Origin of the sequence: Bacteroides caecicola, assembly GCF_023337095.1 — a bacterium.
In the GTDB taxonomy this organism is placed as follows: Bacteria; Bacteroidota; Bacteroidia; order Bacteroidales; family Bacteroidaceae; genus Phocaeicola; species Phocaeicola gallinarum.
The window spans coordinates 154,635-180,484 of the sequence record NZ_JAMBLM010000003.1 but is presented as its reverse complement, the minus strand read 5'-3'; the positions used below and the strand labels follow the sequence as shown (position 1 = coordinate 180,484).

20 protein-coding genes are annotated in these 25,850 nt (G+C 46.0%); 10 read left to right on the top strand and 10 right to left on the bottom strand.

What is annotated here, in order from left to right; translation table 11 throughout:
- Position 1 precedes the first annotated feature (1 nt).
- From M3085_RS04050 to M3085_RS04010, 9 genes are all read left to right on the top strand, one after another.
- Positions 2-1,054, top strand: coding sequence for an asparaginase (locus M3085_RS04050; protein WP_178256942.1), 1,053 nt, complete (start codon positions 2-4; stop codon positions 1,052-1,054).
- Positions 1,055-1,164: 110 nt separating this feature from the next.
- Positions 1,165-1,851: a response regulator transcription factor gene (locus M3085_RS04045; protein WP_178256941.1), complete on the top strand. Its 687-nt coding sequence runs from the start codon at positions 1,165-1,167 to the stop codon at positions 1,849-1,851.
- Positions 1,852-1,870: 19 nt separating this feature from the next.
- Positions 1,871-3,652 (top strand): ATP-binding protein, encoded by a 1,782-nt coding sequence (locus M3085_RS04040; protein ID WP_178256940.1) that lies wholly within the window; start codon positions 1,871-1,873, stop codon positions 3,650-3,652.
- A gap of 158 nt (positions 3,653-3,810) precedes the next feature.
- The gene (locus tag M3085_RS04035) at positions 3,811-4,410 is read left to right on the top strand and encodes a nucleotide exchange factor GrpE (RefSeq protein WP_225230869.1); all 600 of its coding nucleotides are present in this window, start codon (positions 3,811-3,813) and stop codon (positions 4,408-4,410) included.
- A gap of 83 nt (positions 4,411-4,493) precedes the next feature.
- A complete protein-coding gene (gene dnaJ, locus M3085_RS04030; protein WP_204499866.1) occupies positions 4,494-5,663 on the top strand; it encodes a molecular chaperone DnaJ in 1,170 nt (389 codons plus the stop codon).
- Between the two features lie 730 nt (positions 5,664-6,393).
- Positions 6,394-9,669: a SusC/RagA family TonB-linked outer membrane protein gene (locus tag M3085_RS04025; RefSeq protein WP_249052353.1), complete on the top strand. Its 3,276-nt coding sequence runs from the start codon at positions 6,394-6,396 to the stop codon at positions 9,667-9,669.
- 12 nt (positions 9,670-9,681) lie between these two features.
- Complete coding sequence (locus M3085_RS04020; protein WP_249052352.1) at positions 9,682-11,670, top strand: RagB/SusD family nutrient uptake outer membrane protein; 1,989 nt, start codon at positions 9,682-9,684, stop codon at positions 11,668-11,670.
- 11 nt (positions 11,671-11,681) lie between these two features.
- Positions 11,682-12,410, top strand: a complete 729-nt coding sequence (locus tag M3085_RS04015; RefSeq protein WP_249052351.1) for a hypothetical protein — start codon at positions 11,682-11,684, stop codon at positions 12,408-12,410.
- A gap of 83 nt (positions 12,411-12,493) precedes the next feature.
- Complete coding sequence (locus tag M3085_RS04010; RefSeq protein ID WP_249052350.1) at positions 12,494-13,147, top strand: hypothetical protein; 654 nt, start codon at positions 12,494-12,496, stop codon at positions 13,145-13,147.
- A 70-nt stretch (positions 13,148-13,217) separates the two neighbouring features.
- On the opposite strand, the gene ffh is transcribed toward M3085_RS04010, so the two are convergent.
- From ffh to M3085_RS03995, 3 genes are all read right to left on the bottom strand, one after another.
- The gene (gene ffh / locus M3085_RS04005; protein ID WP_178256937.1) at positions 13,218-14,543 is read right to left on the bottom strand and encodes a signal recognition particle protein; all 1,326 of its coding nucleotides are present in this window, start codon (positions 14,541-14,543) and stop codon (positions 13,218-13,220) included.
- Positions 14,544-14,608: 65 nt separating this feature from the next.
- The gene (locus tag M3085_RS04000) at positions 14,609-15,931 is read right to left on the bottom strand and encodes an MATE family efflux transporter (protein ID WP_178256936.1); all 1,323 of its coding nucleotides are present in this window, start codon (positions 15,929-15,931) and stop codon (positions 14,609-14,611) included.
- Between the two features lie 16 nt (positions 15,932-15,947).
- The gene (locus M3085_RS03995) at positions 15,948-16,115 is read right to left on the bottom strand and encodes a hypothetical protein (protein ID WP_204499868.1); all 168 of its coding nucleotides are present in this window, start codon (positions 16,113-16,115) and stop codon (positions 15,948-15,950) included.
- A 75-nt stretch (positions 16,116-16,190) separates the two neighbouring features.
- Here M3085_RS03995 and M3085_RS03990 point away from each other — a divergent pair, with 75 nt between their 5' ends.
- Positions 16,191-17,447: a phosphoglycerate kinase gene (locus tag M3085_RS03990; RefSeq protein ID WP_178256935.1), complete on the top strand. Its 1,257-nt coding sequence runs from the start codon at positions 16,191-16,193 to the stop codon at positions 17,445-17,447.
- Positions 17,448-17,557: 110 nt separating this feature from the next.
- Here the strand turns inward: M3085_RS03990 and M3085_RS03985 are convergent, their stop codons facing one another.
- From M3085_RS03985 to M3085_RS03955, 7 genes are all read right to left on the bottom strand, one after another.
- Positions 17,558-18,562 carry a M20/M25/M40 family metallo-hydrolase gene (locus tag M3085_RS03985; protein ID WP_191709627.1) on the bottom strand — a complete coding sequence of 335 codons (1,005 nt, stop codon included), beginning with the start codon at positions 18,560-18,562 and terminating at the stop codon, positions 17,558-17,560.
- Between the two features lie 114 nt (positions 18,563-18,676).
- Complete coding sequence (locus M3085_RS03980; RefSeq protein WP_249052349.1) at positions 18,677-19,864, bottom strand: DUF418 domain-containing protein; 1,188 nt, start codon at positions 19,862-19,864, stop codon at positions 18,677-18,679.
- Positions 19,865-19,981: 117 nt separating this feature from the next.
- Entirely contained in the window at positions 19,982-20,350 is a 369-nt protein-coding gene (secG, locus tag M3085_RS03975) for a preprotein translocase subunit SecG (protein WP_178256932.1), read from the bottom strand.
- Positions 20,351-20,355: 5 nt separating this feature from the next.
- Complete coding sequence (locus M3085_RS03970; RefSeq protein WP_178256931.1) at positions 20,356-21,102, bottom strand: tetratricopeptide repeat protein; 747 nt, start codon at positions 21,100-21,102, stop codon at positions 20,356-20,358.
- Positions 21,103-21,106: 4 nt separating this feature from the next.
- A complete protein-coding gene (gene lptE / locus M3085_RS03965) occupies positions 21,107-21,598 on the bottom strand; it encodes an LPS assembly lipoprotein LptE (RefSeq protein ID WP_410554213.1) in 492 nt (163 codons plus the stop codon).
- Between the two features lie 22 nt (positions 21,599-21,620).
- Positions 21,621-22,895 carry a sigma-54 interaction domain-containing protein gene (locus M3085_RS03960; protein ID WP_249052348.1) on the bottom strand — a complete coding sequence of 425 codons (1,275 nt, stop codon included), beginning with the start codon at positions 22,893-22,895 and terminating at the stop codon, positions 21,621-21,623.
- A gap of 176 nt (positions 22,896-23,071) precedes the next feature.
- Entirely contained in the window at positions 23,072-25,711 is a 2,640-nt protein-coding gene (locus M3085_RS03955) for a DUF5686 family protein (protein ID WP_249052347.1), read from the bottom strand.
- Between the last annotated feature and the right edge of the window lie 139 nt (positions 25,712-25,850).

Below are 25,850 nucleotides of genomic sequence, written 5' to 3'. Positions count from 1 at the left end.
CATGATAAAATCCGACTATCCTTCCGTTTTGTTAATTTATACCGGAGGAACGATTGGTATGATTGAAAACCCCGAAACGGGAGCATTAGAAGCCTTTAATTTCGACCAACTGCAAGAAAATGTGCCGGAACTGAAACGCTTCAACTATCGCATTTCTTCTTACCAGTTTTCTCCGCCTATCGATTCTTCGGACATGGAACCGGCATTATGGGCGAAGCTCGTAAAAATCATACATTATAATTACGATAATTTCGACGGGTTTGTTATCCTGCACGGTACAGACACGATGGCATATACTGCGTCGGCACTGAGTTTCATGCTCGAAAATCTGAGCAAGCCGGTTATTCTTACAGGAAGCCAGCTCCCCATCGGGATGTTGCGCACCGACGGAAAGGAAAACCTGATTACTGCCATCGAAATAGCTGCCGCCAAGTATCCTGACGGTACGGCGATAGTGCCGGAGGTATGTATCTTTTTTGAAAACCACTTGCTGCGCGGAAACCGTACCACGAAGATTAATGCTGAAAACTTTAATGCGTTCCGCTCATACAACTACCCTGCCCTCGCTACGGCGGGTATCCACATCAAGTATGAGTATGACCGCATCCGCAAGGCAGACCCTTCCATCCCCATGCATCCTCACTATGTGTTCGACACGAATGTTATCATCCTGACATTGTTTCCGGGGATTCAAGAAAACATCGTGCGCACGGTACTGAATACGCCGGGACTGAAAGCTGTGGCGCTAAAAACATACGGTTCGGGCAACGCGCCTCAGAAACCGTGGTTCATCCGCTTGCTGAAAGAGGCTACGCAGCGGGGAATCGTTATTGTAAACATCTCGCAGTGTCAAACCGGAATGGTGGAAATGGCACGCTACGAAACCGGGCTTCACCTGCTGGACGCAGGCGTTATCAGCGGTTATGACTCGACGGCAGAAAGCGTGCTTACCAAACTGATGTTCCTCTTAGGACACAACATGTCGCCACGCGAAATACGAAACGAAATGAGCCGTCCCATCGCCGGAGAATTTACACGCCCCGAAATGTTGTAACAAAATCGTAATAAGTATTTCATAAGGGCGAAACAAAATAAAGTCAACTTTGCAATCGTAAAGATAAATATCGTATTTTTGTAAATAACAATTCATTTAGCGGATACAATATGAACGATTACAGAATATTAGTAGTTGACGACGAAGAAGACCTCTGCGAAATACTGAAGTTTAATCTTGAGATGGAAGGCTATCAGGTAGACACTGCTACCTCTGCCGAAGATGCTCTCAAACTGAAACTCACCAACTACGACTTGTTGTTACTTGACGTAATGATGGGCGAAATATCCGGATTCAAAATGGCAAGCATGATGAAGAAAAACAAGGAAACGGCAGACATTCCCATTATTTTCATCACGGCAAAAGATACGGAAAACGATACGATTACGGGATTTAACCTCGGAGCAGACGATTACATCTCGAAGCCGTTCTCACTCCGCGAAGTTATCCTGCGTGTGAAGGCCGTACTGAGAAGAACAAGCAGTACGCCGAACGAAAATGCTGAAAAACTGACCTACAAAGGGCTGGTTATTGATATTCCCAAAAAGAAAGTAACCATCGACGATGAAGAAGTGGCGCTGACTAAAAAGGAGTTCGAAATCCTGCTTTTCTTACTCCAGAATCAGGGACGGGTGTTCTCGCGCGAAGACATTCTCGCCCGTGTATGGCACGATGAAGTGTATGTACTCGACCGCACCATTGATGTCAACATTACCCGCCTGCGCAAAAAAATCGGCGAATACGGACAGTGCATCGTTACGCGGTTAGGTTATGGTTATTGCTTTGAATGTGAATAAACTATCCTGAAACTTTATTATGACTAAACTTTCTTATCGTATCCTCTCGTTCAGCCAGAGGCTGTTTCTTTCTGTCCTTATCCTTTTCCTCGTTTTTGCCATCTGCTTCATCGCGTTTCAGTATCAACGCGAAAAAGCCTACAAAAGCGAATTGCTGAACATCCAGTTGCAAAGCTACAACAACCAGCTTGGCAATTTCATTACCGACCGGGGCGAACTGGATATCGACTCCATGCAAAATTATGTGGCAACCCACATGATGCCCAACCTGCGCGTTACCCTCATTACGCCGTCGGGGAAGGTTATTTATGACAATATACGAAAAGACTGGAAAAACTTTGAAGATCATTCCACACGCAAGGAAGTACAAGAAGCACTGATGTATGGCAGCGGGTATTCCATCGGACGTAACTCGGAAAGCATTGAGGGCGAAGAATATTTCTACTCCGCACGTTACTATCCTCCTTTCCGGCTGATTATCCGCTCAGCATTGCCATACAACCTCAGCCTGAGCGAACATCTGAAAGCCGATTCTTCTTTCTTATGGTTTGCCCTTTTCATCAGCCTGATTCTGATAGGCGTGTTTTATCAGTTTACACGCAAGTTAGGGATGTCTATCTCCAAACTGCAACAGTTTGCAATGAAGGCCGATCGCAACGAGCCTATCGACCTTGCCATTTTAGACACTTTCCCGAAAAACGAACTGGGAGAAATATCACAACACATCATAAAAATATATAAGCGTCTGCACCGGGCCAAAGAAGCTCTGTACATTGAGCGTGAAAAGCTGATTTCACACTTACAGACGTCGCACGAGGGATTGGGTGTATTCACCAAAGAGCGGAAAGAGATTCTGGTGAACAATCTTTTCGTACAGTACATCAACAACATTTCCGACCGCAATCTCAGCTCGTCAGATTCTATCTTCCTGATACCGGATCTGAAGCCGATTACCGATTTCCTGACCAAGAACGAGGGAAATTACAGCAAAGAAGAGAAACGACTGTCGATGCACATCGACAAGAATGCCCGTTCGTTCGTTCTGGAGTGTATCATCTTCCAAGACCTTTCGTTCGAAATATCCATCAACGACGTAACGCAAGAGGAAGAACGTGCCCGACTGAAACGGCAACTTACCCAAAACGTAGCCCACGAGCTGAAAACTCCCGTCAGCAGTATTCAGGGATACTTGGAAACCATCATCAGCAATCCGAACATCTCACCGGAAAATATGCGCACATTCCTCGAACGAAGCTATGCACAGAGTAACAGGCTCACCCTGTTGCTGCGCGACATCTCGGTACTGACCCGTATGGATGAGGCTCCCGGAATGGTAGAAAAAGAAACGGTAAACCTAAGCCGCATCGTAGAAAACATCTTAAACGAAGTGGCTTTGGGACTGGAGGAAAAACAGATGCGCGTGGTCAACCTCATGCCCCACGACCTTATCCTGACCGGAAGCAGCTCGTTGCTGTACTCTATTTTCCGCAACTTGACCGACAATGCCATCGCATACGCGGGAGTAGGCGTACAGGTTACTATCAACTGTTTCCGCGAAGACGAGAAATTCTATTATTTCAGTTTTTCCGACACAGGCATCGGAGTACCTGAAGAACATCTTAACCGCCTGTTCGAACGGTTCTACCGGGTAGACAAGGGACGCTCGCGCAAACTGGGAGGCACGGGGCTGGGACTTGCCATCGTTAAAAACGCCGTGCTTTTCCACGGAGGAACCATCTTTGCCAAAAACGCACCGTCGGGCGGACTGGAATTTGTATTTACCTTGCAAAAAGATTTGTAAATAATACACACCGACATAAGGAATTTGCCAACTCTACGCTGTCAGTCTGACATTTTTTCACTATTTTTGCAGCCGTTCTCATACAAACGACCGCTCAGGCACACTATTTGCTATTAGCCCCATATAAATATTACAGAAATAATCAAACGAATATAACTATGGATATGAAAAAAAATCAGACTTCGGAAAACGAGGAAATATTAAAAGAAAAAGAAGCTGAAGCTGCCGCCGAAAATCGGGAAACGCAAGCTGAACCTCAACCGAACGAAGAGGAACAAGCCGAACTGACTCCGGAAGAAACGTTGACTAAGGAGCTTGAAGAAGCTAAAAACATCATTGAAGAACAAAAAGACAAATACCTGCGCTTGTCTGCCGAATTTGACAATTACCGCAAGCGTACCTTAAAAGAAAAAGCGGAATTGATTAAAAACGGAGGTGAAAAGGCTATCTCGGCTATCCTCCCGATACTGGACGACTTGGAACGCGCGCTGGAAAACATGCAGAAAACAGACGATCTGAAAGCTATCCATGAAGGTATTGACTTGATCTACCAAAAATTCCTGAAAAACCTGACTCAGGAAGGATTGGAGAAAATGAATCCCATAGGCGAAAACTTCGACACGGATTATCATGAAGCCGTAGCCCTTGTACCTGCTTCTGCCGAAGAACAAAAAGGCAAGGTGTTAGACTGTGTACAAACGGGATATAAACTTAATGATAAAGTAATCCGCCACGCAAAAGTTGTTGTGGCACAATAAAAATCAGTAAAAGATGAAGAATCGGGAAAAGGAAAATCTTCTTTCCCCGGTTCTCCATCTTTTTTTTAATTCTTCTATAAAAAATGGCGAAAAGAGATTACTACGAAGTATTAGGCGTAAGCAAGTCGGCATCGGCAGACGAAATAAAAAAGGCATACAGAAAAAAAGCGATACAATATCATCCTGACAAAAATCCGGGCGACAAGGAAGCGGAAGAGAAGTTCAAAGAAGCGGCAGAAGCCTACGAGGTTTTGAGCAATCCGGACAAACGCGCCCGCTACGACCAGTTCGGACACGCCGGAGTAGACGGAGCAGCAGGAGGCGGATTCGGCGGATTCGGCAGCGGAGGCATGTCAATGGATGACATCTTCTCAATGTTCGGCGATATCTTTGGCGGACACGGCGGATTCGGCGGGTTTGGAGGAGGAAGCGCCCAGACGCACCAACGCAAATTCCGTGGCGCAGACCTGCGTGTGAAGGTAAAGCTGAGCTTGAAAGAAATCTCTACGGGAGTGGAGAAGAAATTCAAGGTAAAGAAGTATGTGGAATGTCCTCACTGCCACGGAACAGGGGCTGAAGGTAACGGAGGCGTAGAGACGTGTCCTACCTGTCACGGAACAGGAAGCGTTACACGCACGCAGCAAAGCATTTTCGGCATGATGCAGACGCAAACGGTGTGTCCGCAATGTAACGGAGAAGGTAAAATCATCAAGAATAAATGTAAGGAATGTAGCGGCGAAGGCGTGGTTTACGGCGAAGAAGTGGTTACGGCGAAGATTCCGGCTGGTGTGGCAGAAGGAATGCAGGTTACCATCAACGGCAAAGGTAATGCCGGAAAGCACAACGGTGTGCCGGGCGACTTGCTGGTACTCATCGAAGAGGAAAAACATCCCGAACTGATTCGCGACGAGAGCGACTTGATTTATAACCTGCTGCTGAGTGTGCCGACGGCTGCATTGGGCGGTACGGTAGAAATCCCCACCATCGACGGGAAGGCTAAGATAAAGATTGAACCGGGAACGCAACCGGGCAAGGTGCTTCGTTTGCGGGGCAAAGGTTTGCCGAACATCAACCGGTACGGATACAGCACGGGCACGGGCGATTTGCTGGTAAACGTCAGCGTATATATCCCCGAAACGCTTACGAAGGAAGAACGCCAGCTGCTCGAAAAGTGGCAGGAGGCTGAAAACTTCCAACCCAATCTCAGCCTGAAAGAAAAGATATTCAAGAAATTCAGAAGCCTTTTCGAATAACTACGCTTTTTAATTATTGCATAGAAGAGCATCGCCCGAAGCAGAGAGTTCGCTTCGGGCGATGTTTTTTATTTCCACATCACTTAGAGCTTGTCGTACATCTTCCCCACCCTATGGAATCATAAAAAATCTGCGCCCTCATACGCTGAAAACGCTACCGTTAGTGTCATTCGTCTCATGCGGATGAACTTACCATTTCTATTCGTAGTGTCAACCGGTGCAACCGCTAACATTTTTCAGAAATAAAAGAAACTGTTTTGAATTTCTCGTGCGTGACTTGAGCGATTTTTGGCCATGTTCACTTCTGCTCTTCGTCAGATAGCCTGCATCTGGCGAGTGGCAACAGGGAAACGGAATCTCTGCCTTCCTTAATCAAATTGTAAAAGATATCTTCGGATATAATTAAACAACAGTTTTTTTAGAAATTTTTTTATTGTTTATTGAATATATTGGAATTTTTCTTATATTTGCATCGTGTTAATAAAGGTTTACATCAAAAGAAGTGCTTTTTTGAACCTATTTTAATAAATCAGATTTAATCTTCCTTTGATGTATTCGGGATTTGAATATTTACTGAAAATCATGCCCAGACAGCCATTCTGTTGCGTTATTTGAGATTCCTTTTTCTATTCAAGAGATACCCGGTTGATTAAAGAAGCTAATTATATGGTTCTGGAGAAAGATTGCAGATGATTGAATCCGAGTTTGTTATTTTTTAATTTTATTATCTATGCTAAAGAAATTCAAGTCAGTAAGCATGCTGTTGGCTCTTTGGGGAGCCGTCCCGGGCGGGATAGTCTGTGCTGCCTCTGTACCTGACGTGAATGCTGCGGAAAGCATCCAGCAAGATTCCCAGTGTACAGGTACCGTGACAGACGAAACAGGTGAGACGGTAGTCGGCGCGTCCGTAGTGGTTAAGGGAACGACCAATGGAACTCTTACCGATATGGATGGTAAGTTTGTACTTCCCGGTGTGAAAAAAGGTGCTGTTATCCAGATTTCTTTTATTGGTTATCAGACAGTAGAAGAAACTTATAACGGTACGCCGCTTAAAGTAGTGCTGCGGGAAGACGAACAAATGCTTGACGAAGTAGTGGTTACCGGTTATGGTGGCGTACAGAAAGCAAAGACCATGACCGCTTCTGCTTCTGTAGTAAAAGTAGAACAGTTGGCAAAACTACCTGTTACTTCCATAGCCGAAGGTTTGGGAGGTCGTGTAGCCGGTGTGATTACCCAGCAGCCTTCGGGAGCTCCGGGTGAAAACATACGAATCTGGGTCCGTGGTGGTAGCGATATCCTTTATGTAATAGATGACGTGGTTATGGAAACAGAACAAGGTAATGAGTTCTTCAGCCGTCTGCGTCCGGATGATATTGCTTCAATGTCTGTGTTGAAAGATGCGGCAGCCACGGCGGTTTACGGCCCACGCGCTAAGAACGGTGTAGTTGTAATCGCTACCAAGCGCGGTACGGACGGGGCACCGACCATCACGTTCAACCAAAAAATTTCTGCCATGACCCCCTCATACCGTGCGAAAGGCATGAGCGTATACGACTATGCACAGGAACTTAACAGGATTTATTTGGCAAGTTACAATGAAACTCCTGCTTTCAACAACACAGAAATGTCGAAATACTACATGGGTGACTTGTGGCAGAAAGGATATGACCGCACCAGCATCATGAATATGGTAAACGAAAGGTACAACATGAACTACACGATGAACGAGATTAACGACTTGTTCGACCCGTTTGCCACTCAGGGCGGAAACATCCAAGACTATTATTCTACTTACGACCCGTGGGAGATGTTCGACCATGTGCAGCCGATGTACCAAACCAACTTGAGTTTAAGAGGTGGTGGTGAACGTATCAAATATTATTCCAGTTTGGGCTACCTGAACCAACAGGGTATCAGCGATACGTACGATTATGAGCAAATTAACTTCGTATTGAACACGGATGCTTACCTGTTGGAAGATAAGAGTTTGAAGTTCACATTTAATTTGAACGGAAATACCACCAACAGAAAACAACCGGCTTCAAGTACGGTATTCACCGATGCAATGTACGGAGACAATATGCCCAGAAGACCGGAAATATGGAGTACGGGATTGCCTAAAAAAGGTTCGCCTAATTCACTGTTGAATAACGGATTCAACAACACCGAGGCTTACCGTTTCCAAATGAACGCAGCATTGAAATGGGACATTCCGTGGGTAGAAGGCTTGTCGGCAAGCGCCAGTGTGAACTTCACTACTTCTTATGACCGTACCAAGAAATTCAGTCATGATGAGGAAGGCGTTTATGACAATCCGGCATCTACTGCAACTTCGTCATACAATCAGAACAATGCCAAACTGTATGAGTATTGGCATAACTATAAGCTGTTGACCGGTATTTTCCAAATCGATTATAACCGCTCTTTCGGCAAGCACAATGTCGGTTTGATGGCCAACTACCAAAGCCAAATTCGCCGCACCAACGAGGATTATGTACAGAAATACGGTTATCCTACCACATTGGCACCCCAGATTAATTTAGGTGCATCCATGGATTCAATGGGCGGAACTGCGGAAGACTGGGGTTCGGCTTCATATATCTTCCGTGCGACCTACGACTATGACAACAAATACCTGTTCCAATACAGTGGAAACTATAATGGTTCGTTGAGTTACAGCCCGGATAAGCGTTGGGGATATTTCCAAGCAGTGTCTCTCGGTTGGGTCATGAGCGAAGAAGGATGGTTCAAAAGAGCCATCAACCCGAAAATCATCAGCATGTTGAAACTCCGTGGAGGTTTCGGTTTGGTTGGTGAGGAAGTAGGCGACCCGTTCTCTTATCTGACCAGTTATACGCAAAACGGTACACGCCTGTTGTTCGGTTCCAACATGGCTTCAAACGTTGGGTGGTATGTAGGCAAAGTAGCCAGCGATTTGTCTTGGACCAGCAGTAAGCAGATGGGCCTCGGTCTTGACTTCGGATTATTCAATGACCGCCTGACCGGTAGCTTCGATACTTTCCTTTATTTGAACAAAGGAGAAGCCATGAACATGACCGATGACATGATTCGTTCAGACATCTTGGGTATGCCGAACGTGCCGCAGATCAATGCGCCTTATGTGACCAGCCGCAAAGGCGGTTTTGAAATTCAGGTAAACTGGCAAGACCGTATCGGCAAAGTAGGTTACCGCGTCGGCTTGACGCTTTCTCATTGGGACGAAATCACCACACGCCACACCGATACCTATTCTGACTGGTATTATGACGTATGGGACACTGTCGGAAAGCGTTATATGAACGGCGTTTATGGCTTTGCCCTCAAAACCGACGGTTTGTTCGGAAATTGGAATGAGATGTATAACTCCATGCTTCACAGCACACGAAACCAAACATTGGGTACGGTGAAGACGGTGGATATCAACGGCGATGGCCAAGTAAACGATTATTACTGCCTTGAGGTAGGAGGATCTGTGCCTCTCACCCAGTATGGTGTCACTTTGGGAGCAGACTGGAACGGCTTCGACTTTGAAGTTTTCTTCCAAGGAGCAAGTCAGGTAACCGGTGCGATGCCTTCTCCGTTCCGCTGCCAGCAGAGCTGGATGTGGAACTACGGACAATACGGATTCCAAAACGCATATACTCCGAGCAACCCCGACACGGATGCCGCTCTTCCGATTCCGGTTGGAGAAGGTAACGGATGGGGCTATAACTTGATAGACCGTTGGGCGTTTGATGCGTCTTACCTGAAACTGAAAAACATCAGCCTCCGCTACGACATGAAGCGCCACCTGCTGAAAAACGTGAATGTTATACAAGGATTTGAGCTTAGCTTTGTGGTGACCAACGCATTTACATGGACCAAGAAGTCTTATCCGCTGAAAGGTCTTCAAGATCCGGAATACATTACCACCGGTTCTTCAATCTATGATTCAGAAAATGTAGGAACTTTGGGAAGCTATCCTACCCAGCGTTCATATACTTTCGGTCTTACCATTACTCTATAAAGTATATTTTATATGAAACAGAATATAAGCAAATATATATTCGGCGGACTGCTGTTTGCTACCTTGATGGGAGGTACTACAGCCTGTGATCCGCTTGGAATCGAGCCAACTACGACAGTAGACGAAGAACGCTTTTGGCAAAACTCCCAGTTGATACGCTCGTATGTAAACAATTTTTATACGTTTGCCCCTTCCGCTTCAGGACAAAGTTTCCAATCGGAACAATGGTCTGACAACTGTCAGGGGAACTATGAGCAGGATTGGAATACATACCGGCAAGAAAACTTCAACAAGCGCAATTACGACGAAACCAGCGGCATTACCTGTTTTACCGCTCCGTGGAGTGCTGCTTACCAAAATATACGCTCCATTAATTTGGCGATTGAAAACTTGCCGGAAAATGAAGCAGTTACCGAAGAAATGCGCAACCAGTTGCTTGGCGAGTCTTACTTTTTCCGTGCATGGGTTTATTTCGACATGGAAAAATACTGGGGTACGGTACCTTACGTTGAGAAAGCATTGACTTTGGAAGACGATACCTATATTCCTCAGACCAAGCGTGAAACCCTGTTCGACAATATGCTTGCCGACCTTGACAAGTCATTAGGATATTTCCAAGCATACGGCGGAACCCCCGATGTGGGTATGGTGAATGCGGATGCGGTGAATGCTTTCAAGTCGCGTGTGGCCCTGTATGCGGCAAATGCAGCAGAGGCTTCCGCAAGCGGTATCTATTCTGACGATGCAGCCGGTTTGTTCAAGTTCGAAAAGAATGCGCAACACTACTATCAGATAGCGTATGACGCAGCCAAAGCCGTTATCGGAAAATATTCTTTGGAACCTGACTACGAGGATTTGTTTATCAGCGAAACAGCCCACACCAGCGTAGAATCCATTTGGCCGGTGATGTACCAACGCTCGAACCGTGAAGGATTCAACCCGACAGCAGTTAATGGGCCCGACGGAACCTATTATGGCGGAACCCAAGAGCACAGTTACGGTTGGGAGATGCGTAGCGGACTGTTCCCCACTCAAGACTTGGTAGACTGTTACCTGCAAAAGGATGAAGTTGACGGCAAATGGAAACATTGGTGGGAAACTTCGCAGGCACAGTCATTGGGCGTGACAGTGGACGGAGATGGTGAAATCGAGGGAAAAGGTGCTGATTACCGCAAGATTTTTGAAAATCGTGACAAACGTTTCTATGCAACGGTAACTTACGATGGAGCTTATATGGGACCTGAAAACAATGAAATGTATATCATCCAAACATGGATTGACAATTCAGACCCACAGAACACGTTGAAATATAGCGCATTGCATACTGGTTATCGTGACTTGGACAACATGAACAGTGCGCCTATCAACCGTGGTTCAGCGCAAACCATCACCGGCTATTATTCAAGAAAGTACTCACATTTCGATGCCTTTAATGAAGACGGAACACTCAATAAAGACCAGCGTACTACCTGCTATTTCAACATCCGTTATGCAGAAGTGCTTTTGAACTGTGCCGAGGCAGGCATCAAATTAGGCCAGACTGATGCGGAAGGTTATATCAACCAAATACGTAACCGCGCGGGCTTGGATAACTTCAATGCCGGTGAAGCAGGACATGACCTTTGGGAGGAAATGAAACTTCAACGCCGCTTGGAGTTTGCATTTGAGTGCCCGGGGTTCCGTTACTTCGACCTGTTGCGTTGGGGTGAAGCGGAAGGGAAAACTACCATTGATGAATTAAATACACCATCAAGAGGTTTGTGGATATTCCGCAAGGGCAAAGAAAGTGAGGAAATCGGCATAGAGGGTTACCCGGCAGAACCGGGCGAGGCTGGATATTTCGAACCTTATTTTGAAACATTTGAAATGCCTTACTCCTACTACGACAGAAAATTTGACAACGCGAGATACTATTTCGTCCCGTTTGCTATTACCACACTTCGTGACTACACGCAGTTGCAGCAAAATCCGGGATGGACGGACTTTAGATATAACGATTAAAATATTAAGATATGAAAATAGCAATATTAAGCAGACTTTGCGTCGGGCTGGTGATGTTAGGTAGCTGTATAGGTTTCAGCAGCTGCAAAGCAGGCCTGACATACGAGGAAGCCCCGGAAAGTGTTTATTCGGAAGTGGGACTCAGTGCTTTTACAGTAAGGTCGAGAGAATTGTTTGAAAACAAGATTTGGGCTGTAAATTATGGGCAATGGGTGGAAAATTACCTCAATACGGTAGTAGTAGGGGGTAGCACAACCATTTCATGGGTCAATGAGACGGGAGCGGATTATACGTTAGAAGACGGAACCGTTGTAGCACCCGGCGCTACGGTCAGCCTGTCCGGAACGATGACGGAAGAAAACGATGCCAATGCCCCCGACGGCAAGGTGTATGTATTACATTCATACGTATTACCGGAAGCAACTTATGCGACACCGAATAAAGGATTCTTATTTGACGGATCGAAATTTTCAGGTGAATTTGAATTGATAGACCCTGTGGATAACCAGTCGCAAAACGTAAAGTTGCCGATTAAACCAAACGAGTTGATTTGTGATTTTACCTTGGTAGATTATGACGCATGTACAGTAGAGCCTCAAGACGATGCACCCGATTTGGGAATGCCCGCAGACTTTACTCAACCGCGTAGGTATTTGGTAAGAAATAACCGTACACACCGACCGGCCGGTGTAGAAGAATACAGACGCTTATATGAAATACGTTTGACATACCTACCATAATGCTTTAGCATAAATTTAACAGGAAGGGACAGTGCGTGAGCATTGTCCTTTTTCCGATTTAATACACTTAATAATCATAATATATGCGTAAATATTTACTTTCAGTTGTATGGCTGTGGCTGTCTTTGGGCGCTTTTGTTGCTTCTGCCCAACGCCCAACTCATTCGCCGTATTTTTTCAACGGATTCAAGCAGGCACTTCTGATAGGTAAAGAAGCCCAATATAGTGCGAAGGTCAATTATGATTTAGTGACCAACCATTGGTTTTTCATAGATTCGGCAGACCGGAATCTTGTAAAGGAACTATATCCGGAAGGGCTCTCCCTTATCAAGATAGAAGGGAAAACATTCCTGATGTCGGAAAGAGCTTTAGTTGAGATTATTCAAGCTAATCCTTACCTGTGTGTGGAGTATGACGCAATGACTAAAAACGCTCCCAAATCTACTTCGTATGGCGGAGAAACCCAAACGGCAGCTGTAGACAGTTACAGCAACCTGATAGGTGCAACCCTGAGCGGAGGGCAGCAGTTGAGTAATAAAATTGTGACGGAAATAGATAAGGTATATGAGCTGAAAGTTGGTAAAAAGACCAAACGCTTCAGCAATACTAAAGAATTTATAAAGCTGTTTGACAAGGAAAAACGTGCGGAAGTAGAGGCTTATATAGAGCAGAATCCGACAGACTTTACGAATATAAAGAACGTTGTGGAACTTGTAAATCATTATTTCAAAAAATAAACGGAATCGCCCGAAGCAGCAGTGGTTGCTTCGGGCGATTCCGTTTTCTATCGGTATCCGATGCTCGGACTTATTTCCGTTTCATTTTCTGCATCATGCCGGCCATTTTGCTACCCGTAACCATTTTCATCATCTTACGGGTCTGGTCGAACTGCTTCAACAGGCGGTTTACTTCTTGGATGTTCGTTCCGCTACCTTTGGCGATACGCATACGGCGCGAACCGTTCAGTATCTCCGGACGTTTGCGTTCTTCGGGAGTCATTGAATAGATAATCGCTTCGATGCTCTTAAACGCATTGTCGTCGATATCGATGTCCTTGATGGCTTTTCCCACACCCGGAATCATCGATGCCAAGTCTTTCAGGTTACCCATCTTCTTTATTTGCTGAATCTGTCCGAGGAAATCATCAAAATCGAACTGGTTCTTCTGGATTTTCTTCTGAAGGCGTTTTGCTTCTTCTTCATCGTACTGTTCTTGCGCACGCTCTACCAGCGAAACGATATCACCCATACCGAGGATACGGTCTGCCATACGAGCGGGGTGGAACTGGTCGATGGCATCCAGCTTTTCACCTGTACCCACAAACTTGATGGGCTTGTTTACCACCGTGCGGATAGAGAGCGCCGCACCACCACGGGTATCACCGTCTAACTTCGTGAGCACTACGCCGTTGAAATCCAAACGCTCGTTAAACTCGCGTGCCGTGTTTACGGCATCCTGTCCTGTCATGGCATCTACCACGAACAAAGTTTCATCGGGGTTGATGGCGTTTTTGATGGCTTCGATTTCGTTCATCATCTGCTCGTCTACCGCCAAGCGACCTGCCGTATCGACGATAACCAAGTCGTATCCTTTCGCCTTCGCCTCTTGGATGGCGTTAAGAGCAATCTGAACGGGGTTCTTGCTTTCAGGTTCGCTGTAAACGGGCACTTCGATTTGCTGTCCCAACACCCTCAACTGTTCGATGGCTGCCGGACGATACACGTCGCACGCTACCAAAAGAGGTTTACGGTTTTTCTTGGTTTTCAGCATCCGCGCCAACTTGCCTGAGAAAGTGGTCTTACCCGAACCTTGCAAACCCGACATCAGGATGACTGCGGGACGTCCTTTCAGTTCGATTTCGGCAGTCTCTCCACCCATCAGTTTGGTCAGCTCATCGTGTACGATTTTTACCATCAACTGGCTCGGTTTCACGGCTGTAAGCACGTTCTGTCCCAACGCCTTTTCTTTTACCGTATCGGTAAAGCTCTTTGCCACTTTATAGTTTACGTCCGCATCCAGCAGTGCGCGGCGAACATCTTTCAAGGTCTCTGCTACATTGATTTCGGTGATTTTTCCCTCACCTTTCAATATTTTAAACGACCGTTCTAATCTTTCACTTAAATTGTCGAACATATCTTTTGCTTTGCTTAATTTCTTCTTTTACAACGAGGTGCAAAATTACAAAAAAAACGATTCACTCAAATCTTTTTGTTCTGCCATTTTGCTTTTTTCAGATAAATGAGGCTGAATGTCAGCATCAATACATAGTAAATCAGTTCGGTAGTAAAACAAACATCCACCGGAGCCTGAATAACCATCCCTACCACGATGATGTAAAGTGCGTAGAAAACCTGCACTCCCACCTCAAGCACCAATGCCGCCTGCGTGTTTCCCGTGCCGGAAATTCCGTTGAAATACACGTTTGCCACCGATGCCACCACCATTGCCACACAAACCACGTAAAGTGCCGAAACCGACTCGGTAAGCAGTGCGGCTTCGTTCGTGTAAACCGAAAGGATGGCATGGGGGAAAATGACGCATAGCGCCACACAAACCAGCATGAACAAAAACGACATTTTGGCTATTTTGTGAAGCAGCCTGATTACTTGGGAAACGCCTCCCGCACCTATCAGGTTACTAACCAACGTGTTTGCGGTAGTAGAAAGGGCCTGTACCGGAATCAGCATCACCACGTACACGCTCCGCACGATGTTGGCTATGGCAAGCTGGCGCTGCCCTAACCGTTCGAGTGCCATAAAAAACACAAACCAGATAGCCATTGCCAGAAAATATTGCACCATCGTGAAGCAGGAAATCCGCAAAATGCGCCCCACCATCGCCCAGTCGAACCGCCCGAAACGGTTTAATCCGTATTTCTTCAAATCGACCCTGAAGTAAGTGTAACACAAGAAAAACACCAGCGAAGAAGCCTCGGCTATCACCGAAGCAAGTGCGGCTCCCTTGATTCCCATCTCCGGGAATCCGAGTTCGCCGAACACCAGTGCATAATCGAGCACCACATTGACCAGCGCCATCACCACGGCATTCATCGTCAGCGTCTTGGTCTGCGTGATACCGATATACAGCGCACGGAACATGACATTTACAAATGCAAACAAGAATCCCCAAATACGCCACGTAAAAAACTCATAGGTGGCGTGAAAGATTGCATCCGACGTTATGAGCAAACGTATCAAAGGCTCGGCTGCCATATACATCACGGCAAGCAGCACTACCGCCATCGCAAAGCTGAACGCCGTCCCCTGCCACATCACCTGACCTACCGAACGGTAATTCCCCTCTCCGTTACGCCGGGCGATAAGAATCTGCGACCCCACGCTGAAACCAAACGCCACGGTGTATACGCAGATGTATAACAAACCGCCCATCGCCGCAGCCCCCAGAGCCACTTCGCTTACGTGTCCTAAAAACGCCGTATCGGTTACGTTAATAACATTCTGAGCCAACAATCCTAAAAATATAGGATAAGTAACATTCCATATTTCTTTATTGCTATACATAAAAAATTTTTATAAACTAAACAAGCGGAAAAACGATTGGCAAAGATACAAATAATTCTGCTGACAAGAAACTGTGGGGCAGGCGCGCGCCCTGCATCGGTTTACAAGCCTGCCGGGAAGGAGCCTTCACTTTAACCAAAAATAACAAAACCGATGAAAATAACGCCCGCTTTTTCCCTTCCATTTCATTTTTTTCTTAACTTTGCGCTGCAACTGAGATACAAATGTAACACTTTAACATACTTAAAATATTAAGATTATGATGACTATTGACAAATTCAACTTTGCCGGAAAAAAGGCAATCGTTCGTGTGGACTTCAATGTACCTTTGAACGAAGAAGGTAAAATTACTGATGACACCCGTATCCGTGGAGCGCTGCCCACATTGAAAAAAATTTTGGCAGACGGCGGTGCACTTATCATCATGTCACACATGGGTAAACCCAAAGGTAAAGTAAATGCGAAATATTCTTTAAGCCAAATTGTAGATGCAGTTGCTGCTGCATTGGGTACTCCGGTTCAGTTCGCTCCCGACTGCGCTAAAGCTCAGGAAGCTGCCGCAGCTTTGAAACCGGGCGAAGTGTTGCTGCTCGAAAACCTCCGTTTCTATCCGGAAGAAGAAGGCAAACCGGTAGGCATTGAAAAAGAAGACCCTGCTTACGAAGACGCTAAGAAAGAAATGAAAGCACGCCAGAAAGAATTTGCTAAAACATTGGCTTCTTACGCTGACTGCTACGTAATGGATGCTTTCGGTACAGCTCACCGTAAACACGCTTCTACTGCTGTTATCGCTGACTATTTCGACGCTGACCACAAGATGTTGGGCTACCTGATGGAAAAAGAAGTTCAAGCGGTAGATAACGTTTTGAAAGACATCAAACGTCCGTTTACTGCCATCATGGGTGGTTCTAAAGTTTCTACCAAAATCGGTATCATCGAAAACTTGATGGACAAGGTAGATAACCTGATTCTGTGTGGCGGTATGACATTTACTTTCGCTAAAGCTCAGGGCGGAAAAATCGGTAAATCAATCTGCGAAGAAGACAAACTCGACTTGGCTCTCGAAATCATCGAAAAAGCTAAAGCTAAAGGTGTAAACTTGGTATTGGGTACTGACTGTGTAGCTGCCGATGACTTCTCTAACGATGCTAACACGCAGATTTGCCCGGCTAACAACATTCCTGACGGATGGGAAGGCTTGGATGCAGGTCCTGAAAGCCGCGAAGCATTTAAGGCTGCCATCAAGGGTGCCAAGACTATCTTGTGGAACGGTCCTGCCGGTGTATTCGAATTCGACAACTTTACGGGCGGTTCAAAAGCCATTGCAGAAGCAATCGCTGAAGCAACGAAGGAAGGTGCATTCTCACTGATTGGCGGTGGCGACTCAGTAGCTTGTATCAACAAGTTCGGTATGGCAGACCAAGTATCATACATCTCAACCGGTGGTGGTGCTTTGCTGGAAGCTATCGAAGGTAAAGTATTGCCGGGTATCGCTGCTATCCGTGGTGACAAATAAACATAATATCTTGTCATAAAAACACTAAAGGATGCGTCTTTCCAATGAAGGCGCATCCTTTTTTTAGTTCATTCCTATCCGTCCGGAATGTCTATGAAGTTGATTACAGATTAATAGGTTTCCTCGTTAGCCAGATTCCACATGTTCAGGAATGCCGCGCGGGTGATGTCTGTCAGTTTCTCCCAGTTAATCCGTTCTGCATGGTCCGTAGGCTGGTGGTAATCCGGATGGGCATCCGTGTGATACCAGATGATGGGAATATCCTTCAAAGCAAACGACCCGTTGTCGCTGCCTCCTATGGGGCGGTCCCAAGCCCGGTAGTCCGGTTCCAGTTTCAAATCATATCGGGCGATGGCATCTTTCAGCCACTGACCGAACACAGGATGCGACTCGGTATAGAAATAGACCACGTGTTTGGGCTGCTGCGGTTTGTTATTACGCCCTATCATGTCGAAGTTCAGGTATCCTTTGATTTGGTTTACGAAAGGACATGACTGCACAAAATATTTTGAGCCCAGCAATCCTTTCTCCTCCCCGTCCCAAAAAGCGAAGATGACGTTTCGTTTCGGCTTCTTGCCCGACACAGCAAATGCCCGCGCAATCTGCAAGGCAGCCGATACGCCTGAAGCATTATCGTCTGCTCCGTTATAAATCTGGTCGCCGGCCAAAGTGGGGTCGTAACCGATATGGTCGAAGTGTGCCCCGATAACCACATACTCATCAGCACGTTCACCGGGTATCCATCCCAGCACGTTTGCCAGCTTCAGGCTGCGGTATGTGCCTTGCTTGAGCCGTGCCACCGAGTCCGGGTGTACTTGGAAACGTCCTTTCTGCTGGCGTTCCACGGCACACGCCTCAAATGGCTGATAATACGTGTCGCCCAGCAAAGGCCGGATGCCCGCCTCTTTCAGTTCCGAAACCAAATAACGTGCCACGATACGCGACTCCCGCTGTCCGGCCTCACGCCCCAGCAGATTATCATCTGCCAGAAATTCTACGATAGCTTCCGCCTTGTCACGGCTGATGCTCTGCAATCCTTTCTCTACGGGTGCTTGTGCCCACACCCCCATTGATGCCGCAAAGAAGCAGCAAACTCCCAAAATTTTCTTATACATATTCGTTGTGTGTTTTTTAAGGCTATGTTTTCGCAAATATAAAAAATACTTTTCAGAATAAGCCATTCTGACTTTCTTATCCGCGTGTGTTTATGGGCATATCTATCTTGACATTTACTTGTTACGGCTTCCCATCCACGTCAGCTTATGCCAGATGGTTTCCAGCGGACCGCGACGGTAATGACGGAACCACCAATGGGCGAAAGCCAACTGAGCGAGGAAGAACACACAGCCAATCAGGAAACTGTACGTATTACCGCACACCTTATGAAGTGCCAGCCCGTAGCCGAAATAAAGGAAACTCCCTATCACCGACTGCATGACGTAATCTGTAAGACTCATTTGTCCGTAGGGAGCCAACCAGCGTTGCACCTTTCCGTTATTTGCCCAGTAAAGCAATAAGAACGCGCTGACCAACGTCAACATAAAGAACAGATTATACCAAGAATTAAGAATGGTTTTCATGGTTTCAAGAATGAACTTCGAGTCGATTTGCGAGAAAACGAATTCTTTTACAAAATACATCACAAACGCCGAAGGGATGCTGACGTACAGAACGCGACGCCAGAACGAACGAGACCGTGACAAGCTTTCCGGAGCAGATGCACTGAAATATCCCATGCGGCCCAGCAACATTCCGAACATAAAAAGCGATGAAGTCTGGAATACGCGCCCGTAACACCAAGCCCAATTCAGACTTGCCAACTGCCCGGTTACAAAGTTTGCCTTTACCATCTCCCACCACGATGTTCCTCCCAACTGCGGATATACATCTCCTAACGAATAAATCATCTGCTTGGGAGCAAACTCCGGATTTATCACAGCACAAATCACTTTAACCCACTCTAAGGGCTGAAGCATCAGAAACAAAGCGAGTATGAATACTGCCTTATTACTCCAATGACGGACGGGCACCAACACAAAGCCTAAAATGGCGTAAAGCACCAAAATTTCGCCGGGGAAGAAGCTGGCGTTGATGAATCCGAAACCCAACAGTAACAGCAACCGCCACATATAGCGGTTTTTGAAATCTTCGCCACGCTTTTCTGAGCTGCGGCTCTGGAGATAAAAGGTAAAGCCGAACAGCAGGGCAAAAATGGCGTATGCCTTACCCGAAAACAGGAAGAAAAGCGTATCCCAAATGTGAGTGTCAAACCACCCCAACAGTCCGGTAGCAGGCGGAGGGAAAGAATAGAAGTTAAAATGCTCGATATTATGAAGCAACACGATGCCCATTACGGCAAATCCGCGCAACGCATCGACAGCCAAAATACGTTCTTTTTTTTGAATCGGTGTTCCCATAGAAAAATAGAATTAAAGCAGATAAAAAAGACAAAGGCACGAATTACAGATTTCCACCCTACGTATTTAGGTATAACAAGTCTGTAATCCGCGCCCGTTTATAACATCGCGATATATTTATTTAGCCGAATCGCCCGGTGCCGGAGTAGCAGCAGCATCCTGAGTTTCGGTCTGCGGAGCATCAAAACCAGCAGGAGCATTCAACGGATTTGTTTTCTGTTCTTCTATAGCCTGTTCCATGATAACAGAAGAATTGGTAGTCTGATGAGGTATCACGTAAGAAGTCGCAATACTGATAACCACCATAAAAACAGCCAATCCCCACGTCAGCTTTTCAATGAAATCGGTTGTCTTACGAACACCCATAATCTGATTAGAAGACGCAAATGCGGAAGAAAGACCTCCCCCCTTCGAGTTCTGCACCAATACGACGAAACACATCAATATGGCTGCAAGCACCATTAATACAACAAATAATAAGTACATTTTCTTTATTTTGATTTAGCGTTAATAATCAATTTCTCTAAAAATCTCATTTGGTCTGCAAAGTAAGTATTTTTTTTCGGATATTTCAAATTTAATTTTTTAATAATTTCCAGAGCTTTATCATATCGTTGCTGTTTGACATAGATTTTAGCCAATGTTTCGGTGAAATAATCTTCTTCGTTGTCTGTTTCGGGCTCTTTTTCTTCGGTTTCCGTATCTTCATCCTCTGGCTCGGCTGCATCGGCATCTTCGGGTAAAACGTTCCGTTCATCGTCTGCACTTTCTATGAAATGGTCAATCAGCTCCTGTCCGCGCAAAGGAGGTGTGGCTTCTTCCGCAGCAGGCAAGACGGATTCGCCCATCAGCACCGATGTATAATCCACCGCCGCCATATCGGGTACCGGAAGTTCGGCCGGTGCAGCGTCTGAATGTCCGGAAAGGAAACGGTCTATAAGGTCGAGTGTACGGTCGGCTCCGTCGGCAACAGCACTTACCGGTTCGTGTTCTTCCAGCCGGAAACGGTCTCCCTCAAGATAATAAAACAACACGCCTATATCGGCAACAAACAAAGCCCCCCGACGTAATTCATCGCGGAAAGCCGGGTCGTTCAGCAGAAACAGATTCTTCAGATACAATACCCACGCCGTTTGGAAATATGGATAACGCTCCAACAGCGTACGTAACTCATACAAACTGTTTTTATCCAACCGTTCGGGGTGTTTTATCCATTCTTGTAATTGCTGTTGCATCATGAGTCTACCAGTTTGCTACTGTGGCGTTAAAAATCTGCTCCACAATTTCGTCAATCATCTGGTCAACCAACTCCTCCTGCACGGCAGAAAGTTGCTGGCTGGCGTTATATTCACGGCTCGCCGAGAACGATTGTTCAAAGTCTTCCACGTGATTGGTATTGTTTACAAAGCGTACATTCACCGTCATACGCAGTTCTGCCATCGTTGAATAACCGTCAGAGCCCACACCCTTATTATAAGCATCGTAGTTGGTGATTTCTCCCGACAGTTCCAAATCGCCTCCCTGACGTACCTGCTTCAAGCGCGTCTGCTGCATGTAAGCATCCTGCAAGGCTGTGTTGAACATCGACTCCATCGGCCCCCATACAAACGCCGCCGAACGGTTCGGAAAGTTTTCAAACGAAATGGTTTTTACTTTCTCATAGTTGATAGACGAACCGTTAAATTTATAAGACACTGTACAAGCCGCCAGCAAGCACACGGCCGTCATCCACATGCTTATTATTTTCCATTTTCTTTTAATCAAGCCCATATTCTTTTATTTTTCGATAAAGGGTACGTTCGGATATCTTTAAATCGTTTGCGGCGCTTTTCCGCTTTCCGTGATGCCGCTCAAGCGCCTTGCGAATCATTTCTTTTTCTACGTCGTCCAGCGAAAGATTTTCTTCGACATATTCTTCGGTATCTTGCACTTCGGATTCTTCAGCCGGCACTGTCTTTACGGATGCAATATGGCTGACAGAGGGTACGGAACTCATCACCACCGGATTGTCTTGGACGATGCTCACCGGAGTATTCGGTATGTAGCGCACGGAAGCATCCTGATGGGTGGAAACCGGTGCATTGCCATTGCGTTCTGCCATTATGTCATGCATGAATTTCTTCAGCTCCGTTACGTCGCGCCGCATGTCGAACAATACTTGGTAAAGAATCTCACGTTCGCTCTCAAAACCTTTATTGCCCGAAGGCTTCACACCGAGCAGTGTTGGCAAATGAGAATCTGACTGGGTGGGCAGATAATTACGAAGAATCTCCGGCGTTATATCCCGGTTGGTTTCAATAATAGAAATCTGTTCGGTAATATTTTTAAGCTGACGCACATTTCCCGGCCACGAGTAAGCCGTCAGCATCTGCTTTGCTTCTTCGGTCAGCTGAATGGCAGGCATCCGGTATTTTTCTGCAAAATCTCCGGCAAACTTCCGGAACAGCAGCACGATGTCGTCCGGGCGTTCGCGCAGAGGCGGTATCTTGATAGGAACGGTATTCAAGCGGTAATACAAATCTTCACGGAAACGCCCTTCCGCCAATGCCTCGGCAAAGTTGACATTCGTAGCAGCAACAATCCGCACATCGGTTTTCTGTACTTTCGAAGAGCCGACCTTGATGTATTCGCCCGATTCGAGCACGCGCAGCAACCGGGCTTGTGTAGACAGCGGGAGTTCGCCCACCTCGTCCAGAAAAATCGTACCTCCGTCTGCTTCGGCAAAATAACCTTTCCGGTCACTGATAGCTCCGGTAAAAGCACCTTTCTCATGCCCGAACAATTCGGAATCGATGGTTCCTTCAGGTATCGCCCCACAGTTTACCGCAATATACGGCCCGTGTTTCCGACGACTGAACTGGTGAATGATTTGCGGAAAGCTTTCCTTACCTACCCCGCTTTCCCCAGTTACCAATACGGACAAATCGGTAGGAGCCACTTGCATGGCTATATCTATAGCCCGATTCAGCCCCTCGGTATTTCCGATGATGCCGAACCGTAATTTCACATTCTGTATTTCTGATTTTACCATATAATTCGTATTATATATGACAAAATTATAAAAACTTTGGCTTGGCTACTTATTCCGAAAAGAAAAAAGTAAGAGCCTGCTTCATTTTTCCAATTAAAGCAACGTTTTATCAGTTTCTTCTAAGTCTGTTTCCGGTTTGTATTTCTGATTGGTTACAAACCTGTATCCCCACCGAATCAGAATACGGTGCGAATCATAAAGCGGATGCCCCACTTGTTTGCCGTAGGCAGGTCATTATAATTTAAACGGCGTACGTATTCTACATGCAGCAACTTGAATATATTATGAATGCCGACACTCAGCTCTACATAAGGTTTCTTTTTATCCATTATATAGCTGGATGTATAGAAATTGCCATTTGCATCGTAATGTCCGGGAAACATCATCAGTTCTGCATCGTTTCGGTTCTGCGGCAATAGGGGATTATTCTTGTCGGTAAGCGTTCCCCACAAACATTTAATGCCGATGAACTCGCGCCATTTCAGTTTCTTCAGCAGCGGGATGCGGTTAAAGAGTTTTCCCTGCATGTTCCACGAAACGTCCAGCGAAGCATAGCGGTCGTTCAGAAACTCCATGTTGTTAATCAGGTTGAATGTTTCTTCCTGAATGATATACGACAGGTTGGCAGCGGGCATAATCAGCAGCGGGAAGGGAACTTTGTTCCACTGGATTCCTCCCTTTATCGAAGTATCAATGTTTCCCCACGAACTGAGCCACCAACGTTTATAGAAACTCACTTCGCTCATGTTATAAGTATAGTCTGATCCCAACACACCTTTCAGTCCCACTGTGTGCTGTAAGGTAAACACCGGAGCATCAAGATTGATGGGCAGACGTCGCTGCTTGGTATTGATAAATGTTTCGCCGGGGGCATAACGCAAGGCTATTGTAGCCTCCGCCACCGAAAAGTCGTGTACATTATAAGGTGAACGCACCCACTCCGTACCCGACAGACTGCCGTCTGCTATCGCCTGCTGCAACTGGGTCTCACCTGCCATCGTACGGTAGAACAGTTTGCCACACGGCTCGTAATTGGAGTGTTTCAGAATGAATGTGGTTTTCAGTCCCGACTCGCGTTCCAACTCATATTTCACACTTGCCGTACGTTCGTAATTATATTGGTCTACCGACGTTACTTTCAGCGACGTAAAGACATTATCCTTGTCCGTAGCCATGAACTTATCGGTTGGCAGCATATTGTCGTACGAATAAGAGAAAGTCAACGAATTAATCGGATATTCCCTCGGCAGATATTCACGTTTCTTGAACGAGTATTCCACTTCTGCCTTGTATTTCGAGCGCGCATCTTTAAATCCGTACGCATAATATCCTCTTAAAAAGAGATGCGGATGCAGATTTGCCGTGGTTTGAGCAGACGCACGCAAGCGGAGGCCGTCGATGTAGTTGCTTGAAATCATGGTGTTGATAGGCCCTATATCCACCTTGCTGGGTTTTCCACGGACACCGGTTTCCACAAAGTTTTCGATAAAGGCTTTTGCCACAAACATGATGTATTTAAATCCCTTTATCTTGCTCAGGTTATCGACAAACGAATCCATCTGTTTTTCCGAGGTAGTAAGCTGTGTGGGGCGGTATTCTTTCCAGAATTCATCGCCACGCATCATGGCATTCACGTCTTTTATCTCACTGCCTTTCCGTTTGAAAATCCTGTCCGGGATTTCATCGAACCCGAAGTCTGAATACCTTGTGGTACGCCTTACCTGAAACGACCCAAGCAACTTCCGCAAATAAGAAAGTTCGCAGGTCATGTCGTCAACCATCAATACCCATTCGCCTGAAGGCAACTGACCGAACTCCTGCTCGATAATCATCAAATCCACAAAGTTGATATCTGTTTTCTTTGGCAAATTCATGGTGCATTTCTTCACACGATACGTCGAGTCTGCCAATATATACAGACTTCCCGTAAAGCCGAAATCTTGCGGATTGTTGGGAACAAACGAGAGCAGGAAACATTCATCGCGGTCTACCGTCAATGTATCCATGATGTAATAGCGGTAGAAATTAATTCCCGCATCCGAAATCGGACTGTCAAAAGGATATTGCAAGAAGCGGAAACGGTCTTGGTAGATGTTTACATCCTGAAACACATCCTTCAGCACCGTGGTCAACATGTCGCCCGTATTAAACAGCTCGTTGATACCCGATGAATTAAGCCCCTTTATGATCGTCTTTTCGCTGTGAGGATTTTTGCGGTATACTTTCTCCGATACGGTTTCGTCGACAGATATGGGCAGGATATTCTTGCCCGTTACGTCGCTCACCTCCACTTGGTCGCGAAAGAACGGATATTTCTTAAAGAGATTCGACTCGCGCAACGAGTCGGTCGTGATGTTATTCAGCGAAAAAGTAATCTTCTGATATTTATTATAGTGATAATAATCGTTTACGCTCAGGTCGTTCAACTCTTTGGCGGCGATAACCTTTTTCATCATCTCCACCGCCGGATTATTCTTACGCGAATATTTTTCTTTCTTAGGCTTGACTATCACCTCGTCCAATACCAAATCGGCTTTCATTTTCACATCGAGCCGATGCGTATTCGGAGACACTTTCAGCACTTGCGTGGCATAACCCACCATCGAAAAAGTCAGTTTATCCCACCCCGCACGGGCATCTATCGAGTAATTTCCATCTATGTCGGTAATTGTCCCCACCCCTTTTCCGTCGTAATACACATTCAAATAAGGAATGGGTTCTCCTGTTTCAGAGTCTGTCACAACTCCTTGAATCTGGGCAGAAAGTTTCGCAACTCCCATACACAATACCAACAGAAAAAATAACCTTTTTACCATATATTGTTTCAATACCTTCTCTATGTTTTTTTATACTTATTGCGCAACGAATGAGCGCGTAAAGTTACAGAGTGTTGAAGTCTCTTACAAATTTATGCCGACAAAAAGCTATAATCTTACCTTTTTTTATGAATAATAG

What these genes read in the sequence shown, in the direction of transcription:
- M3085_RS03980 (WP_249052349.1), bottom strand. Translation starts at nt 19,864, where the DNA reads ATGGGAACACCGATTCAAAAAAAAGAACGTATTTTGGCTGTCGATGCG.
- secG (WP_178256932.1), bottom strand. Translation starts at nt 20,350, where the DNA reads ATGTACTTATTATTTGTTGTATTAATGGTGCTTGCAGCCATATTGATG.
- M3085_RS03995 (WP_204499868.1), bottom strand. Translation starts at nt 16,115, where the DNA reads ATGGAAGGGAAAAAGCGGGCGTTATTTTCATCGGTTTTGTTATTTTTG.
- lptE (WP_410554213.1), bottom strand. Translation starts at nt 21,598, where the DNA reads ATGTGGATGACGGCCGTGTGCTTGCTGGCGGCTTGTACAGTGTCTTAT.
- dnaJ (WP_204499866.1), top strand. Translation starts at nt 4,494, where the DNA reads ATGGCGAAAAGAGATTACTACGAAGTATTAGGCGTAAGCAAGTCGGCA.
- M3085_RS03985 (WP_191709627.1), bottom strand. Translation starts at nt 18,562, where the DNA reads ATGTATAAGAAAATTTTGGGAGTTTGCTGCTTCTTTGCGGCATCAATG.
- M3085_RS03955 (WP_249052347.1), bottom strand. Translation starts at nt 25,711, where the DNA reads ATGGTAAAAAGGTTATTTTTTCTGTTGGTATTGTGTATGGGAGTTGCG.
- M3085_RS03960 (WP_249052348.1), bottom strand. Translation starts at nt 22,895, where the DNA reads ATGGTAAAATCAGAAATACAGAATGTGAAATTACGGTTCGGCATCATC.
- M3085_RS04035 (WP_225230869.1), top strand. Translation starts at nt 3,811, where the DNA reads ATGGATATGAAAAAAAATCAGACTTCGGAAAACGAGGAAATATTAAAA.
- M3085_RS04020 (WP_249052352.1), top strand. Translation starts at nt 9,682, where the DNA reads ATGAAACAGAATATAAGCAAATATATATTCGGCGGACTGCTGTTTGCT.
- M3085_RS03990 (WP_178256935.1), top strand. Translation starts at nt 16,191, where the DNA reads ATGATGACTATTGACAAATTCAACTTTGCCGGAAAAAAGGCAATCGTT.
- M3085_RS04040 (WP_178256940.1), top strand. Translation starts at nt 1,871, where the DNA reads ATGACTAAACTTTCTTATCGTATCCTCTCGTTCAGCCAGAGGCTGTTT.
- ffh (WP_178256937.1), bottom strand. Translation starts at nt 14,543, where the DNA reads ATGTTCGACAATTTAAGTGAAAGATTAGAACGGTCGTTTAAAATATTG.
- M3085_RS04010 (WP_249052350.1), top strand. Translation starts at nt 12,494, where the DNA reads ATGCGTAAATATTTACTTTCAGTTGTATGGCTGTGGCTGTCTTTGGGC.
- M3085_RS04015 (WP_249052351.1), top strand. Translation starts at nt 11,682, where the DNA reads ATGAAAATAGCAATATTAAGCAGACTTTGCGTCGGGCTGGTGATGTTA.
- M3085_RS03970 (WP_178256931.1), bottom strand. Translation starts at nt 21,102, where the DNA reads ATGATGCAACAGCAATTACAAGAATGGATAAAACACCCCGAACGGTTG.
- M3085_RS04045 (WP_178256941.1), top strand. Translation starts at nt 1,165, where the DNA reads ATGAACGATTACAGAATATTAGTAGTTGACGACGAAGAAGACCTCTGC.
- M3085_RS04025 (WP_249052353.1), top strand. Translation starts at nt 6,394, where the DNA reads ATGCTAAAGAAATTCAAGTCAGTAAGCATGCTGTTGGCTCTTTGGGGA.
- M3085_RS04050 (WP_178256942.1), top strand. Translation starts at nt 2, where the DNA reads ATGATAAAATCCGACTATCCTTCCGTTTTGTTAATTTATACCGGAGGA.
- M3085_RS04000 (WP_178256936.1), bottom strand. Translation starts at nt 15,931, where the DNA reads ATGTATAGCAATAAAGAAATATGGAATGTTACTTATCCTATATTTTTA.